The 14,418-nt window shown below is 37.4% G+C and carries 17 protein-coding genes and 1 pseudogene; 8 read left to right on the plus strand and 10 right to left on the minus strand.

Going from position 1 to position 14,418, the window contains the following annotated elements:
* Positions 1-67 precede the first annotated feature (67 nt).
* The 5 genes from mgtE to AC0IWE_RS06600 all read right to left on the minus strand — a co-directional run bounded on the left by mgtE (position 68) and on the right by AC0IWE_RS06600 (position 3,834).
* Positions 68-1,321 (minus strand): magnesium transporter, encoded by a 1,254-nt coding sequence (mgtE, locus tag AC0IWE_RS06580; RefSeq protein ID WP_471792450.1) that lies wholly within the window; start codon positions 1,319-1,321, stop codon positions 68-70.
* A 171-nt stretch (positions 1,322-1,492) separates the two neighbouring features.
* Positions 1,493-1,795: a type II toxin-antitoxin system RelE/ParE family toxin gene (locus tag AC0IWE_RS06585; protein ID WP_471792451.1), complete on the minus strand. Its 303-nt coding sequence runs from the start codon at positions 1,793-1,795 to the stop codon at positions 1,493-1,495.
* Positions 1,788-2,039: a type II toxin-antitoxin system ParD family antitoxin gene (locus tag AC0IWE_RS06590; protein WP_055913660.1), complete on the minus strand. Its 252-nt coding sequence runs from the start codon at positions 2,037-2,039 to the stop codon at positions 1,788-1,790. Before AC0IWE_RS06590 ends, AC0IWE_RS06585 begins: the two co-directional genes overlap by 8 nt.
* 58 nt (positions 2,040-2,097) lie before the next feature.
* Complete coding sequence (gene corA / locus AC0IWE_RS06595) at positions 2,098-3,219, minus strand: magnesium/cobalt transporter CorA (protein ID WP_463495002.1); 1,122 nt, start codon at positions 3,217-3,219, stop codon at positions 2,098-2,100.
* A gap of 3 nt (positions 3,220-3,222) precedes the next feature.
* Positions 3,223-3,834, minus strand: a complete 612-nt coding sequence (locus AC0IWE_RS06600) for a WbqC family protein (protein WP_055913652.1) — start codon at positions 3,832-3,834, stop codon at positions 3,223-3,225.
* 39 nt (positions 3,835-3,873) lie between these two features.
* On the opposite strand from AC0IWE_RS06600, the gene AC0IWE_RS06605 reads away from it, so the two are divergent.
* Together AC0IWE_RS06605 and AC0IWE_RS06610 are read left to right on the plus strand one after the other, a co-directional pair.
* Positions 3,874-4,746 (plus strand): lysophospholipid acyltransferase family protein, encoded by an 873-nt coding sequence (locus AC0IWE_RS06605; RefSeq protein ID WP_471792452.1) that lies wholly within the window; start codon positions 3,874-3,876, stop codon positions 4,744-4,746.
* Positions 4,747-4,752: 6 nt separating this feature from the next.
* Entirely contained in the window at positions 4,753-5,766 is a 1,014-nt protein-coding gene (locus tag AC0IWE_RS06610) for a glycosyltransferase family 2 protein (protein ID WP_471792453.1), read from the plus strand.
* A gap of 426 nt (positions 5,767-6,192) precedes the next feature.
* Here AC0IWE_RS06610 and aroQ read toward each other — a convergent pair whose 3' ends face one another.
* Positions 6,193-6,609, minus strand: a complete 417-nt coding sequence (aroQ, locus tag AC0IWE_RS06615; protein WP_471792454.1) for a type II 3-dehydroquinate dehydratase — start codon at positions 6,607-6,609, stop codon at positions 6,193-6,195.
* A gap of 49 nt (positions 6,610-6,658) precedes the next feature.
* Between aroQ and xerD the strand changes: the two are divergent.
* Positions 6,659-7,559, plus strand: a pseudogene (gene xerD / locus AC0IWE_RS06620) (site-specific tyrosine recombinase XerD).
* Between the two features lie 17 nt (positions 7,560-7,576).
* The gene (locus AC0IWE_RS06625; RefSeq protein WP_471792455.1) at positions 7,577-8,092 is read left to right on the plus strand and encodes a hypothetical protein; all 516 of its coding nucleotides are present in this window, start codon (positions 7,577-7,579) and stop codon (positions 8,090-8,092) included.
* A 278-nt stretch (positions 8,093-8,370) separates the two neighbouring features.
* Here AC0IWE_RS06625 and AC0IWE_RS06630 read toward each other — a convergent pair whose 3' ends face one another.
* The gene (locus AC0IWE_RS06630) at positions 8,371-8,499 is read right to left on the minus strand and encodes a hypothetical protein (RefSeq protein WP_471792456.1); all 129 of its coding nucleotides are present in this window, start codon (positions 8,497-8,499) and stop codon (positions 8,371-8,373) included.
* Positions 8,480-9,247 (minus strand): peptide chain release factor N(5)-glutamine methyltransferase, encoded by a 768-nt coding sequence (gene prmC / locus AC0IWE_RS06635; protein WP_471792457.1) that lies wholly within the window; start codon positions 9,245-9,247, stop codon positions 8,480-8,482. The genes AC0IWE_RS06630 and prmC overlap by 20 nt, the downstream gene beginning before the upstream one ends.
* An 80-nt stretch (positions 9,248-9,327) precedes the next feature.
* On the opposite strand from prmC, the gene ribD reads away from it, so the two are divergent.
* From ribD to AC0IWE_RS06655, 4 genes are read left to right on the plus strand one after another with little or no spacing between them, the layout of a single operon-like run.
* Positions 9,328-10,380, plus strand: coding sequence for a bifunctional diaminohydroxyphosphoribosylaminopyrimidine deaminase/5-amino-6-(5-phosphoribosylamino)uracil reductase RibD (ribD, locus tag AC0IWE_RS06640; protein ID WP_471792458.1), 1,053 nt, complete (start codon positions 9,328-9,330; stop codon positions 10,378-10,380).
* Positions 10,381-11,250 carry an EamA family transporter gene (locus AC0IWE_RS06645; protein ID WP_471792459.1) on the plus strand — a complete coding sequence of 290 codons (870 nt, stop codon included), beginning with the start codon at positions 10,381-10,383 and terminating at the stop codon, positions 11,248-11,250.
* Positions 11,237-11,851, plus strand: a complete 615-nt coding sequence (locus tag AC0IWE_RS06650; protein ID WP_471792460.1) for an IMPACT family protein — start codon at positions 11,237-11,239, stop codon at positions 11,849-11,851. The genes AC0IWE_RS06645 and AC0IWE_RS06650 overlap by 14 nt, the downstream gene beginning before the upstream one ends.
* Positions 11,852-11,888: 37 nt before the next feature.
* Positions 11,889-12,749 carry a nucleoside phosphorylase gene (locus tag AC0IWE_RS06655; RefSeq protein WP_471792461.1) on the plus strand — a complete coding sequence of 287 codons (861 nt, stop codon included), beginning with the start codon at positions 11,889-11,891 and terminating at the stop codon, positions 12,747-12,749.
* A 157-nt stretch (positions 12,750-12,906) separates the two neighbouring features.
* On the opposite strand, the gene AC0IWE_RS06660 is transcribed toward AC0IWE_RS06655, so the two are convergent.
* Both AC0IWE_RS06660 and AC0IWE_RS06665 read right to left on the minus strand, forming a co-directional pair.
* The gene (locus AC0IWE_RS06660) at positions 12,907-13,302 is read right to left on the minus strand and encodes a DUF1398 domain-containing protein (protein ID WP_471792462.1); all 396 of its coding nucleotides are present in this window, start codon (positions 13,300-13,302) and stop codon (positions 12,907-12,909) included.
* Between the two features lie 3 nt (positions 13,303-13,305).
* Positions 13,306-14,355: an aldose epimerase family protein gene (locus AC0IWE_RS06665; protein WP_471792463.1), complete on the minus strand. Its 1,050-nt coding sequence runs from the start codon at positions 14,353-14,355 to the stop codon at positions 13,306-13,308.
* Positions 14,356-14,418: the final 63 nt, after the last annotated feature.

Below are 14,418 nucleotides of genomic sequence, written 5' to 3' on the forward strand. Positions count from 1 at the left end.
TAAATTTACAAGGGCTCCATTCAGTTTGCAAGCGTTAATTCTTGCACCTAAATCAAGTAAACCCTAATTATAGTAAAAGTTTGCTGGCCAGCCCTAAAATCAATAGGAAACCAAAAACGTCGGTAAAAGTAGTAATAATTATAGATGATGCAATGGCAGGATCGATACCCACACGTTTTAAAATAAGCGGAATTCCGGCACCGGTAATGCCAGCAATAACCAGATTACCCGTCATAGCCAGGAAGATAACCAATCCAAGCAGTGGATTTCCGTCGAAAAAGTAAGCAAAAATAAATACGATTAATCCATTGGAAGCACCATTGATCAAGCCTACCGTAAATTCTTTCAAAACCGTTCTATAAGCTTGTTTATCCGTTAAATCGTAAAGAGAAATACGCCTAACCGTTACAGCAAGCGCTTGCGTAGCTGCATTACCGCCCATCCCTGCAATAATAGTCATATATGCTGCTAAAGAAGGGATTAACTTAATTGTTGGATCGAAGTAACGCACCACGGATGATGCTAGAAAAGCTGTTCCGAGGTTAGTAATTAACCAGGGCAAACGCGATTTTACAGCTTCTACCCAGTTACCGCTCAATTCCTCATCTTCTGATACCCCCGATATTTTCAATATATCTTCAGTACTTTCAGCCTCCATCACATCAATCACATCATCAAATGTTACCCTGCCGAGCAATTTTTGATGATCATCGATAACCGGGATACTGGTTAAATTGTATTGAGAGATGAGGTTGGCCACCTCTTCCTGGTCGGTATCGGGATGCACATACACAGCATCTATCTTAACCAGTTCGGTTATTTTAGCATTGTGTTTTGCTTTGATAATATCTTTTAACGAAACTATACCTTTAAATATCTCTTCATCATCCACTACGTAAATGGTATAAAACTCCTCCATTTCTTCGCTCTGGCGGATAATCTCGTCGATGGCATCTTTTTTTGTTAGGTTGATGTTTACACAGATCAACTCTGTATTCATCAAACCACCGGCAGTTTTTTCGTCGTAAGTTAAAAGGTTGCGGATTTCGGAGGCATGATCTTCGGTAAGATCTTGTAAAATTTCCTTCTGTTCATGATCCTCCAACTGAGAAATGATGTCGGTTGCATCGTCATAATCCAGTTCTTCAACAATTTCGGTACGTTTATCGGGGTGGAGCTCAAAAAGTAAATCTTCCGGATGGGATTCTTCATCCATCTCCGAAATGATCTCCGAGGCTATTTCCGCAGGAAGCAGGTTTATGATATGCCGCTGTTCGGATTTATCCAGACGTTCGAAGAAGAATCGCAATTTCTGACGCATGGTATTCCTCTAAAACTATTTTTAATGTCTCATCACCAGCTAAAATTGCATTTTTAACTTTGAGAACGTCGCTTTTATCTATTTCGAATGACTGCATCTATAACCTTACCAAAATGCCCTAAAGCTACAAATATTAAAAATTGATTTTATAAAAATTTGACCTTTGTCCAATTAAAGTTCTGACATTTTAGCCCTTAAATCCATCTTAGCATGTAAAATCCTAGCTAATTCAATTTCTCCACTCTCAATTATCCGATAAAAAATGAAATATTCACCTGCTTTGAATCCTAATACATTTTGATTTGTTTCCTTATAATTCCTACCTACCCCTGGTTTTTTAGCAATTTGAGTACAAAATCCAATTAGTAGTTTATAGTATTTGTCTGCTTGATTTTCAGACCAAACATCATAAGTATAATCCCAAATTTCACTTAAATCTTCAAGCGCTTTGTTACTAAAAGAAAAGCTACCCATCTTTCCTTTTTTTGGCTTTCAACATTTCAAGGTGTTTTTTCGGATCAAAATCCTTCACTATTCCACTATCAATTCCAACCTGAAGGGCTTCTCTTAAAATTTTAATCTTATTCTCTTCTTCTTCCAATAACCTTAATCCTGCGCGAACAACTTCGCTTGCATTTTTAAATCTTCCTTCAGAAATCCTTTCATCAACAAACTTTTCAAAATGATCTCCTAAAGCCATAGATGTATTTCGTGCCATCGTTGTAATATTAATTTAATTAAAGTTACCAAGAATTGGTACATTTTAAAAATAAAAATTATTTAAACCAACCTTTGCGCCAAAAGTAAATTACCTGTATAACAGCTATCACCGCCATCACAATCCAGGTGTATAAATAACCATGTTCGGCATATAATTCTGGCATGTTATCTTTCAATATTTTTCCTGTTGCGGGATCTTCCCTGCTAAAATTCATTCCATAAATACCGGCAATAAATGTTAAAGGGATAAATATGGATGAGATAATGGTTAGCACCTTCATAATTTCATTCATCCGATTGCTGATGATGGATAAATTCATGTCGATATTTGCTGAAGCAATCTCTTTGAGCGATTCTATGAAATCAATAATCTGGATGCAATGATCGTAAGCATCCTTCATATAGGTTTTTGTGAGATCGGAAATTAGCGGACTATCGGTGCGGATAATATCATTCAGTTTATCGCGCTCGGGCCAGGTTACTTTTCTAATGGTAATCAACGATCTTTTGATGGCCTGTGTATCGTACATAATCCGTTTATCAGGATGATCGTATAAACGGTCTTCAATCGCATCCAGCTCTTCGCCCCAAAAATTCAGTAGTGTAAAATAATTATCCACAATCACATCCATTATGGCATACATTAAATAGCTGCTACCACCAATCCGGATATTGCCCTTCCCTATTTCCAGTCGCTTTCTTACCGGCTCAAAACAATCGGCATACGTTTCCTGAAAGGTAATAAGCGTCCGTTCAGATAAAATGAAAGAAATCTGGTCGTTACTGAGCACGTTTTCATCATTTAAAAAAAGATGTCTGCTTACCGAAAAGATGTATTTATCGTTATCGTACTCATCCAACTTCGGTCGCTGGTAAGAGCTTGTAATATCTTCCAAAACAAGCCTGCTGATATCCAACTTGGTATACAGCGTTTCAAAAATATTGGGATCGGCAAAACCTTTAATATCGAACCAATAATAAAAATCAGTATTTTCAGTCAGCTTATCAATATTGTTGATATTCTCAAGCTCCGTCTTTTTGTAACTTTTATCGTTATAAGTATGCAGTACAATTATTGGCTTTAGTGCATCTTCATCTATAGCGTACAGGCCCGGACTGGTACCCGGAGCTGGAACTTTATAGTGTTTGTGTCGATTACGAGGTTTGTTTTTTCCCATCTGCTACAAATATAGTTTGGCCTGCGGGCCCTGGTTAAACAACAGATCAACCACGCTTAAGTTGGGCAGAAACTGATGTCTATCTTCAAAAACCTGATAATATGGCTTATTGTTTACAATATCATCTTCTTTTTTAGGATTCATAATCGTGCGGAAATCCAGCTCAGGAGCAATATCATCATAATACTCGGGCGTAACCTCAAAAGCTTTGTTCAGTTTTAACTTTTTACTTAACCATTCTACCAGTTCGAGGTTGTAATCGAATAAAAATTCGAATTTGTTATTGTAAAAACGCGACAACTCATCTTCGTAAAATTCAAAATAGGCCGAACTTCTATAACAGCTTTCCAAACTTAACCAATGCAAACGCTGCCACTTAAAATCGTAGCTAATCCTCACATCTTTCATTTTTGTATGTGTTTTAGAGCCTTTAACAACCGGAACAGTGATATCCAATTTTCCGTTGGGCGAATAAATACTGGCCCTGTTGCGGTAGGTCTGCTTGGCTAAATGTTCATGTTTTTCGATTAAAAAATCTGTTCCCAGTTTTTGCAATAAACTAAAATAACCCACTGGTGGAAGATAAAATAATGGAAGTATAGCTGTATTCTGCATTTGAAAATTTATGTTTGTAGCTGAAACGTTTTAAAAATAATGATTAAAAGAGGGATTGCGCACGTTGGCGTATTTTTTTTATACCTGTTGTCGCTGCTCCCTTTGCCTTTGCTGTTTTTTTTTGCAAGATTACTATATTATCTCCTTTATTACGTAATAGGCTATAGAAAAAAAGTTGTCAGGCAGAATTTAACCTGTTCTTTTCCTGAAAAATCCCCTTCAGAAATCAGGGTAATTGAAAAGAAATTCTTTCTGTACCTCGCCGAGCTTATTTTCGAAATTATTAAAATGACGAGCATCTCCAAAGCAGAAACTTTAAAGCGCGTAAAGTTTACGGGCCTGGAGCAACTGGAAAAACATTTTAAAGCGGGCGAAAGCGTTTTAGCCTGTACGGGCCATTATGGCAACTGGGAGCTGGGTACCTTAGCTTTAGGACTTAACATTTCTGCCAAAACAATGGTTATTTTTAAACCGATATCGAATAAAGTTTTTGGCAAGTGGTTCGATTATGCACGAACAAAATATGGCAACATTTTTATCGCAATGCGGCAAACGCTTCGTGGTATGGCAGCCTATAAAAATGAACCTACCCTATTGTGTTTTGCAAGTGATCAATCGCCAACAAGAGAGGAAACAAAATACTTTGTAGATTTTCTAAATCAGCCAACCGCTGCTTTACTGGGGGTAGAAAAAATTGCAAAATCGACCAAAAGGCCCATCTACTACTTTAAGGTTAAAGTAATTAAAAAGGGTTATTACCATATTGATGTGCTGCCGATGTGCCTTGAGCCAGAGCTGATGCAGGATTTCGAAATTACCGACTTACACTTTAAGTTTTTAGAAGATATTATTAAAGAACAGCCTCAATACTGGCTTTGGAGCCATAAACGCTGGAAATTTAAACCCGAATAACAAAGAATGAAGCCATCAGTAGCCGTTGTAATTTTAAACTGGAATGGAAAAGCATATTTAAAACAGTTTTTGCCCGGAATATTACTTTCCGAATATGATAACCTGCAAATAATTGTAGGTGATAACGCCTCAACAGATGATTCTGTGGCATACTTACAAGAAAACTTTCCAACGGTTAAAATTATTCTGAACGACCAGAATTATGGTTTTGCAGGAGGCTACAATAAGGTTTTAGAACGTGTTGAAGCCGATTATTTCATTCTACTCAATTCGGATGTTGAGGTGGTCCCGAATTGGATACAACCGGTTATTGATTTGATGGAAAGCGATGCACAGATTGCAGCCGCGCAACCAAAAATAAAATGGCAGCTTAACAAAAATCAGTTCGAATATGCAGGTGCGGCCGGTGGCTACCTGGATATTTATGCTTACCCTTTTTGCCGGGGAAGAATTTTTAATGTGTATGAGTTGGATAGCGACCAGTACAATGTTAAACAAGAGGTTTTTTGGGCAAGTGGAGCGGCTTTCTTTATTAAAAGTAAATGCTGGACAGAAGCAGGCGGTTTGGATGCAGATTTGTTTGCACACATGGAGGAAATAGATCTCTGCTGGCGTTTAAAAAACCTGAACTATAAGATAATGTACTGTCCGGATGCCGAAGTTTACCATGTTGGCGGTGGAACTTTACAAACAGAAAATCCTTTTAAAACATACCTCAACTTTAGGAACAACCTGATTATTATGCAAAAAAACCTGCCTGCTGGTGATGCTGTTTTCAGGATAACAATCAGGATGTTTATTGATTTTATTGCCTGGTGGCACTTTTTGCTGAGCGGGAAACCTAAATTTACCCTGGCTGTAAGCAAAGGGCATTGGCATTTTGTTAAATCATTATTCAAAACAAACAAAAAGCGTAAGGCGTTTCAAAAAGCATACCCCCAACACACCGGTGTGTACAATAACAGCATTGTTTGGGCTTTTTTTATCAAAAAAATTAAGTATTTCACTCAGTTAAAGTAAAATCGACACCAATTACACGCGATTTTGGTCTCCTGCACAATTGTAATGACCTATTTTATGCGATTTTAGTCTCCTGCAACCCTGCGGCTAGTAATTACACGCGATTTTGGTCTCCTGCACAAATGTAAAGGCTAATTTTATGCGATTTTGGTCTCCTGCAAACTTGCGGCAAATAATTACACGCGATTTTGGTCTCCTGCACAAATGTAAAGGCTAATTTTGTGCGATTTTGGTCTCCTGCAAACTAGCGGCTAATAATTACACGCGATTTTGGTCTCCTGCACAAATGTAAAGGCTAATTTTATGCGATTTTAGTCTCCTGCACAAATGTGAGCACCTTAAAATTTAGCTTTCATATTAATTGGGGCCTTACACTCCACTAAAAATGAGCACTATTATAATCAGGTGCTAATCAGCTGCTCAAAATCAGATCAGCAAACTTTCAATAGCCAAACGGTAACCATTCATACCAAAGCCTGTTAAAACACCCTGACAGTTTTTACCTGTTAAAGAAACATGACGGTATTCTTCGCGGGCATAAATATTGGATATGTGCACCTCAACAACAGGCGTAACAATTGCGGCAATAGCATCTGCAATGGCTACAGAGGTGTGCGTATAACCGCCGGCATTAAGTATTATGCCATCGCAGCTAAAACCAACTTCGTGCAGTTTATTAATAATTTCACCCTCTACATTACTTTGGTAATAGCTTATTTCAATGCCAGGGTAAACGGTTTTTAATTCTTTAATATAATCCTCTATACTCGTGCTACCATAAATAGATGGTTCGCGCACGCCTAATAAGTTTAAGTTTGGGCCGTTAATAATTTGTATTTTCATAATATAATGTTGTAACGTTGCAATGTTATAAAAAATCTCAAATAAAAGCATGCTTTGGCAATCATATATTAAAGGATTTAAATCATATTTAAAGCTCGAACGTTCATTGTCTGGCAATTCTGTTGAGGCCTACCTTAGTGATATAGATAAGCTGATTCAATACTTTGAATCTATAAAATCAGGAACCAAAACTAACAGATATTAGCATTGCACAATTAAAATCATTCATTACGTGGCTAAACGAATTGGGGATGCAAGCCAGTACACAAGCGCGGGTAATTTCGGGTTTAAAGGCTTTTTTTTCTTATTTGATGCTCGAGGAGGTGATTACAAACGACCCAACAGCACTGATTGAAGCCCCGAAGCTAAGCAGGAAACTCCCCGATACGCTGAACATTTATGAGATAAACGATCTCATTGCCGCAATAGATGCTTCCAAGCCTGAAGGAATGCGCAACAAAGCCATTATGGAAGTATTATATGGCTGTGGTTTAAGGGTGACAGAACTTACCGAACTAAAAATCTCTAACCTATTCCCACAAATTGAATTTATAAAAGTAATTGGAAAAGGCAATAAAGAGCGTTTGGTACCCATTGGTGGTGTGGCTTTAAAACTGCTCGATATTTATATAAATGAAGTACGGGTACATGCCAGCATCAAAAAAGGGAATGAAGATTTTATTTTTTTAAACCGCTTCGGTGCTAAATTATCACGGATTTCGATATTTAACCTGATTAAAAGCCTGGCAATAACCACAGGTTTAAAGAAAACAATCAGTCCGCATACCTTAAGGCATTCATTTGCAACGCATTTAATTGAAGGTGGTGCCGATTTACGTGCTGTACAGGAAATGTTGGGCCATTCGAGTATTACAACTACTGAAATTTATACGCATATTGACAGAGATTACCTAAGAGAGGTAATTACGCAGTTTCATCCGAGAGCCTAACTTTAAATTAAGTAAATATGATCAGTATTACTGTACCATTCAATAAAATGCTTTGTATTAAAGGCAACAGGCTAAAATTCAAATTAGAAAACAAGAATAGCTATATTAAATTGTTTATCTATGTTATGCTAACTATAGGGTTAATAATTTCAATTACAATTGATAACGGAAGGGGTTCATCATTTTATGGAATAGTGGGTTTTATACTTTGTATACTAACACTTAATTATATTTTAAGAATTATAAATGTACGTAGCATTTTTTCTAAGGAATTAAATATCCTATGTAAAAAACACGAGAATTTCATCTATACTTTTGAATTTTTGGATGATGAATTTAGTTATTTTGATAATGAAAAAAGATTTCATTTTAAATGGGGAGCATTTTCATCATATTCAATTCGAAATGATTTTTTCATACTGCTAATCGAGAATAAAATATTTCTCATGCTGCATAAGTCTGAAACAAGTGAGTCACAATTTAATAATATCATTGAATTAACTAAGTCAAAGCTGGGTTTTAAAAAAGTTTAACCATATTAGCCTTAAGCAAAACGGCTAATTTTCCGTGCATCAGTTAATAATTTTTAACCGCAAAGGCATAAAAAGGCAAAACACAAAGTTCAGCTGAAATGGTTTTTCCTTTCTTTATATATATCCATACTTTCAGACATCTGAATCCTGACTTAGTAATGATTTCTTTTACAATTAAGAAGTTAAGGCCATTAAAATCATTCAACGATAAAGCCTATATCGTTAGAAATTGATCATTGAAAATCAATTTTTGACTTCTATTCTTCGTCCATTTTCCATCACACCTCTTCCATCCCAATTTCCGCCCTTACCATTCTGTCTTTGCCCTGCATATCCTGTCTCAACTCAATATGTAAAAAGCCCTTTTCCTTTAGCATGTCAACAGTATCAGTTCCCCAGGTATTCATTAATTTCAAAAAACAATAACCCCTTAGGTTTCAGGTTCGTTTTGGCAAAGTCGGCTATCGCTTTGTAAAAGATCAGCGGATTTTCATTGCTTACAAACAGGGCTAAATGTGGCTCGTGTGATAGCACATTGTGATGCATATCGGCTTTTTCTAAATCTCTGATATAAGGCGGGTTACCTACAATGATGTCAAATTTTTGTTCAGTATTATAAGTTAAAATATCTGCTTCGATGAAATTGATTTCAACACCCATTTTTAAAGCATTCTGCCCGGCTACAACAATTGCATCGGCAGATACATCCAAAGTAGAAACTTCGGCATTTTGCAAATGCTTTTTAAGCGTTATAGGGATACAGCCAGATCCTGTTCCGATATCAAGTATACTAATTATCTTACCATTGTTAACCGAGCGCTGTAAATTGCAAACTGAAATCATCCAATCCACCAGTTCTTCCGTTTCAGGCCTTGGGATGAGCACATGCTCGTTAACCTTAAAAACCGAACCATAAAAATACGCTTCTTCTAAAATATGCTGTATAGGCTTACCAATCTCAAGGTCGTTTAAGATACTCAGTAGTTTTTGCATGTTGATGAAAGGGATATCCGTTTCCTTCTGCATAACCTGTTGATTTGGAGAAAGGCTTAAAACATGTTCAGCAGCAATATTAAATAGTGCTTTAGCTTCATTGCTTTCGTACAAAGCCGCTAGTTCAACCTGGTAATGTGCCGCTAATTCTCCGATCTTCATGCGCACAAAATTACTTAATTGAGATGACAACAGATCTCTTTTGATAAGTCGGTGACTCTTTTTTTACTACTTTTGCCCCAATGAGCGATGAATTTTATATAAAACGCTGTTTGGAGTTAGCAGCCTTAGGCATCGGGAACGTAAGTCCAAACCCAATGGTTGGTTGCGTAATTGTGGCAAATGGCAAAATTATAGGCGAAGGTTACCATCAGCAATATGGAAAGGCCCATGCAGAGCCCAATGCGGTAAAGGCAGTATTCGATCAATATGGAACAGCGGCAGAAAGCCTGCTTAAACAAGCTACAGCCTATGTTAGTCTCGAACCCTGTGCCCACTTTGGCAAAACTCCACCCTGTGCGGATTTATTTGTTAAACATCAGCTAAAAAAAGTTGTGATAGGCAATAAAGATCCCTTTTCGGGTGTAGACGGAAAAGGCATTGAGAAGCTCGAAAATGCTGGTATTACCGTAGTAAGTGGGATTTTAGATGATGAATGCCGGTACCTTAACAGAAGGTTTTTTACACGGATACAAAAACAAAGGCCTTACATTATTTTAAAATGGGCAGAAACAGCTAATGGTTATTTTGCCACAAAAGATGGGCATCAAAAATGGATCAGCGGGGCTTTGGCCAAGCGTTTGGCGCACCAATGGCGTACCGAAGAAGATGCAATTCTGATTGGCAAACAAACCGCCATTATGGATAACCCGCAGTTAACAGCCCGCGAGTGGCCAGGTAAAAACCCTGTACGTTTGGTTATCGATAAAAACCTGCAAGTGCCGTTAAGCAACCATATATTTAATACTGAAGCCAAAACCATCATCTTTAATGAAGTTAAAACCGATGTAATTGATAATGTGCATTACATCCAAATGGAAGATATGCACTTCTATTTAGCACAAAAAATTGCTTTTCAGCTTTACCTGATGGATATTCAATCCGTAATTATTGAAGGCGGTGCAAACATATTAAACCAGTTTTTAAGCACAGGCTTATGGGATGAGGCACGTATTTTCACTTCATCAAACAGTTGGACCGATGGTGTACCTTCACCTACCATTAATGGCAATTTAAAGGAAGCTGTACAAATTGGAAATGATAAACTCTCTATCTACCTTAACGACATTAAATAAATGATTTATATTATTTTAAGTATCTGCTGTAGTGTTACTGTAGCTATTTTATTAAAATTGGCAAAACGGTATCAAATCAGCATCATTCAAGCCGTTACCGTTAACTACCTGGCAGCTTTAACTTTGTGTTTCCTGTTTTTCAGGCCAGATGTAAGTCAGCTTAGCCCAGGCGCACCATGGCCAGCTTATATTGCACTGGCAATTTTATTGCCAGCTATATTTTTATTTTTAGCGGCATCCGTTAAAAACCTGGGCATTGTTAAAACTGATATTGCCCAGCGTTTATCGTTGTTTATCCCTGTACTGGCTGCCTATTTCATTTTTAAGGAAGATTTCAACAGTTTCAAAATAGCCGGATTATGCATTGGCTTCGCAGCTATTTTTCTAACTTTTATACGCAAGCCCGATCAGGTAGAAAACAGTAAAGGAAATTTGCTTTACCCTGTGATGGTTTTTATTGGGTTTGGTGTTATTGATGTGCTTTTTAAACAGATTGCCTTATATAAAGATCTGCCCTATACCACTTCCCTTTTCACGGTTTTTGCGCTTGCATTTGTGGTTTCATTGCTGATAGTAATTGCTTTGGTAATTGCCCGAAAAATAAAATTACAACTCATCAACCTGGTTTGCGGGCTTATTTTAGGCTTATTCAATTTCGGAAACATTCTTTTTTATATGAAAGCCCATAAAGCACTGGCAGAAAATCCCTCAACGGTTTTTGCTGCTATGAATTTAGGGGTAATCATTGTGGCGTCGTTAATTGGAATCATTGCTTTTAAAGAGAAGTTGAGTAAATTAAATTACGCAGGTATCATTTTGGCTATTGCAGCCGTCATCTTCATAACACTATCGCAAAATGCTGTTCGATGATGCTTATAAAACAATCGAAAGTGCTTCAGAAAGTATCTTTCGTGATAAAGGAAGCAAGTTCCTTGCATATGCCTACCCTATGCGCAGCGAATCGGAATTAAAACCGATAATTGCTAAACTCCGGGCAGAACACGTTAAGGCCAATCACTTTTGTTATGCTTACCGCTTAACACCCGATCGATCTATTTATAGAGTGAACGATGATGGTGAGCCATCGGGTACAGCAGGCAGGCCAATATTAAATTGTTTGTTATCAGAAGATATCACCAATATTTTAATTGTTGTAGTGCGTTATTTTGGCGGTACACTACTTGGTGTGCCAGGTTTAATCAACGCGTATAAAACCGCTGGTATTGAAGCCATTAAAGCCGCTACCATTGTTAGCAAAACGGTAAATGATGTTTACGAGGCACATTTTGAATACCTGCAGATGAATGATGTAATGAAATTATGTAAGGAAGAAAACCTGCAGATTCTAAATCAACAATTTGATAGCAACTGTATCCTTAAATTTGAGATCAGAAAGGCACAACTGAACCAGGTTTTAAGTAAATTTGATAAAATAGATGGCGTAAAGTTAAAATACCTCCATACTATCTAATGCGTGAACCGAAATCAGCAGGCAAAACAAACCAAATATGAAAATATCCGAAAGCGATTTAATCATCAATCCTGATGGCAGTATCTACCACTTAAACCTTTTGCCCGGAGAGATTGCAGACACCGTAATTACTGTTGGTGATCCTGACCGCGTAGGTGAAGTAAGTAAACATTTCGATACGGTGGAGTATAAGAAAGGTAAACGTGAATTTATTACCCACACCGGTTATGTGGGCAAAAAACGCGTTACAGTACTTTCAACAGGGATTGGTACCGATAATATCGATATTGTGTTTAACGAGTTGGATGCACTGGTGAATATCGATTTTGAAACCCGTGAAGTTAAAAAATCGCTTACTTCCTTAAATATTATCCGCATTGGCACTTCAGGGGCAGTTCAACCCGATATCCCGATGGGCACTATACTGGCTTCGTCACATGGTTTAGGTATGGATGCCTTAATGAATTATTATCTTCAGCAACTTTCTGGAGATGAACAACTTTTAATGGATGATATTAAAACCCATTTCGGCCACCTTAAAAACATTAATCCTTATTTAACGGCAGGCAGCGAAACACTATTGAATACCATTGGCAAGGATATGCCGAGAGGCATCACGATTACCGCACCTGGGTTTTATGCACCGCAAGGCCGAATAGTGCGTGCAAAAAATGCTGTACCAAACTTTATAGAACTAATTAATAGCTTCAGGAGCAACCAGCATCGGATTACCAATTTAGAAATGGAAACCGCAGGAATTTATGCACTGGCGAAAGTGTTGGGCCACCATGCACTTTCCATTAATGCAATTCTGGCTAGCAGGGTAAATTTTGAATTCAGCAAAGAGCCAAACAAAATTGTAGAGCAGGCCATTAAAATGGTGTTGGAAAGAGTTTAAAGTAAAAGTTGTTAGATGTAAGGTAGTAACATCAGCCTAAACTAATAAAATAGCACCATTATATTGAAAATTCAAAGTAGGTGGAAAACTTAAATATTACCATTTGTTTTAAACAATAAAGGCCCGATATTTCTGGCCTTTATTGTTTAATGATCTATTATTTTGTTGCTATCGTTTCCTTTACAAGTTCATTCCCTTCGGCATCCAGATATGTACAGGTCATTTCTTCCAGATCTACCACCCATTTCTCTACTCCTGCATCTGCAGCCTGCTTACAAAACGTAAAATAATCTGTTTCACCTTGCTGATGGATAGCCAATGCATGCTTTAACTTATCGGCAGATGCTTCATCATTTATAATTAAAGCGGGATAATTTTCAGGACTTCCCTGTTGCGCATTATCTTCGTTATCAAAATAAATCGACAAGCCGTTAGATACATAGACATCGTTCCGTATCACACCCATTTCCTTAATTTCTTTAACAAACTGAGGAAAATCTGCACCAGTTTTAATTTTCGATTCTGCCGCTTGGATGTTTTCTATGGTGAACATAAGTTATCTATTTAATGAAATTTTATAAATTGTAGTTTGCGTGTACAAATCATCAGGGTTTAAAAGGGTAGTCGGAAACTCAGGTATATTTACAGCATTAGGATGGTGTTGGGTTTCAACACAGAAAGCACCGTAACTATCGTAATCCTGACCACCTTTTCCATTTTTAACAGCTAAATACTTAGCAGTATACAAGTGCGCTACCGGCTCTGTGGTGTACACACTTAAAACTAAACCGCTTTCATCTTCAATTGTTTTACTGGCCAGAGATAAATCGCCGTAAATTTTATCCAGCACAAAGGTTTGATCGTAGCCCTCTTCTTCATTCCAGTTTTCGCCAATTGCTTTTGATTTTGTAAAATCCCACGCAGTCCCCGCCACAGGGATTAATTTACCTGTAACTGAATAATTATCATCCTGCTCAAGGTAATTCGAAGCAAAAATCTGCTGTTTATGATCTTTAACATTGCCACCTTTTGGCGATAAGTTAAAGTAACTATGGTGCGTTAAATTAATTGCTGTAGCTTTATCCGTTTCTGCTTCATAGCTTAAAATCAACTCATCATTTTCAGTAAGCTCAAAGGTTAAATCAACAATCAGGTTTCCGGGAAAATTCTCCTCACCATCCACACTTTCGTATTGAAAGGTTACCGATGATTGCGGCCCTTCGCTGATATCCACAATATCCCAAACTTTTCTATCGAAACCCACCACGCCACCGTGCAGCGTATCAGTGCCGGCATTTTGTGCCAATTGGTATGTTTCTTCGCCGATAGTAAATTTCCCGTTTTTAATGCGGTTGGCATAGCGGCCTATAATGGCACCAAAATATGGATAGTTTTCTAAATAAGCCGGATCAAGGTATTGATCAAAACTATCGAAACCCAGCACAATATCCTGCATTTCACCACTGGCATTTTTTACTACAAACTTATTTATAATAGTACCATAATTAAATATTTTAACATAACTGCCTTTACTATTGGTTAGTTCGATTGCGATAACTTCTTCGCCATCAATAATTTTTCCTGTAGGTATTTGCTGAACGCTCATAAATTGTAACTTAGGGCTTTTGTTTCCTAAGCAAACATAACATTATTAATGCTTTTTATAAAT

Source organism: Pedobacter sp. AC402, assembly GCF_979252805.1.

Excerpts from the sequence above, each read along its gene's own strand:
- mgtE (WP_471792450.1), bottom strand. The coding sequence starts at position 1,321 with ATGCGTCAGAAATTGCGATTCTTCTTCGAACGTCTGGATAAATCCGAA.
- AC0IWE_RS06585 (WP_471792451.1), bottom strand. The coding sequence starts at position 1,795 with ATGGGTAGCTTTTCTTTTAGTAACAAAGCGCTTGAAGATTTAAGTGAA.
- AC0IWE_RS06590 (WP_055913660.1), bottom strand. The coding sequence starts at position 2,039 with ATGGCACGAAATACATCTATGGCTTTAGGAGATCATTTTGAAAAGTTT.
- corA (WP_463495002.1), bottom strand. The coding sequence starts at position 3,219 with ATGGGAAAAAACAAACCTCGTAATCGACACAAACACTATAAAGTTCCA.
- AC0IWE_RS06600 (WP_055913652.1), bottom strand. The coding sequence starts at position 3,834 with ATGCAGAATACAGCTATACTTCCATTATTTTATCTTCCACCAGTGGGT.
- AC0IWE_RS06605 (WP_471792452.1), top strand. The coding sequence starts at position 3,874 with ATGATTAAAAGAGGGATTGCGCACGTTGGCGTATTTTTTTTATACCTG.
- AC0IWE_RS06610 (WP_471792453.1), top strand. The coding sequence starts at position 4,753 with ATGAAGCCATCAGTAGCCGTTGTAATTTTAAACTGGAATGGAAAAGCA.
- aroQ (WP_471792454.1), bottom strand. The coding sequence starts at position 6,609 with ATGAAAATACAAATTATTAACGGCCCAAACTTAAACTTATTAGGCGTG.
- AC0IWE_RS06625 (WP_471792455.1), top strand. The coding sequence starts at position 7,577 with ATGATCAGTATTACTGTACCATTCAATAAAATGCTTTGTATTAAAGGC.
- AC0IWE_RS06630 (WP_471792456.1), bottom strand. The coding sequence starts at position 8,499 with ATGAATACCTGGGGAACTGATACTGTTGACATGCTAAAGGAAAAGGGC.
- prmC (WP_471792457.1), bottom strand. The coding sequence starts at position 9,247 with ATGAAGATCGGAGAATTAGCGGCACATTACCAGGTTGAACTAGCGGCT.
- ribD (WP_471792458.1), top strand. The coding sequence starts at position 9,328 with ATGAGCGATGAATTTTATATAAAACGCTGTTTGGAGTTAGCAGCCTTA.
- AC0IWE_RS06645 (WP_471792459.1), top strand. The coding sequence starts at position 10,381 with ATGATTTATATTATTTTAAGTATCTGCTGTAGTGTTACTGTAGCTATT.
- AC0IWE_RS06650 (WP_471792460.1), top strand. The coding sequence starts at position 11,237 with ATGCTGTTCGATGATGCTTATAAAACAATCGAAAGTGCTTCAGAAAGT.
- AC0IWE_RS06655 (WP_471792461.1), top strand. The coding sequence starts at position 11,889 with ATGAAAATATCCGAAAGCGATTTAATCATCAATCCTGATGGCAGTATC.
- AC0IWE_RS06660 (WP_471792462.1), bottom strand. The coding sequence starts at position 13,302 with ATGTTCACCATAGAAAACATCCAAGCGGCAGAATCGAAAATTAAAACT.
- AC0IWE_RS06665 (WP_471792463.1), bottom strand. The coding sequence starts at position 14,355 with ATGAGCGTTCAGCAAATACCTACAGGAAAAATTATTGATGGCGAAGAA.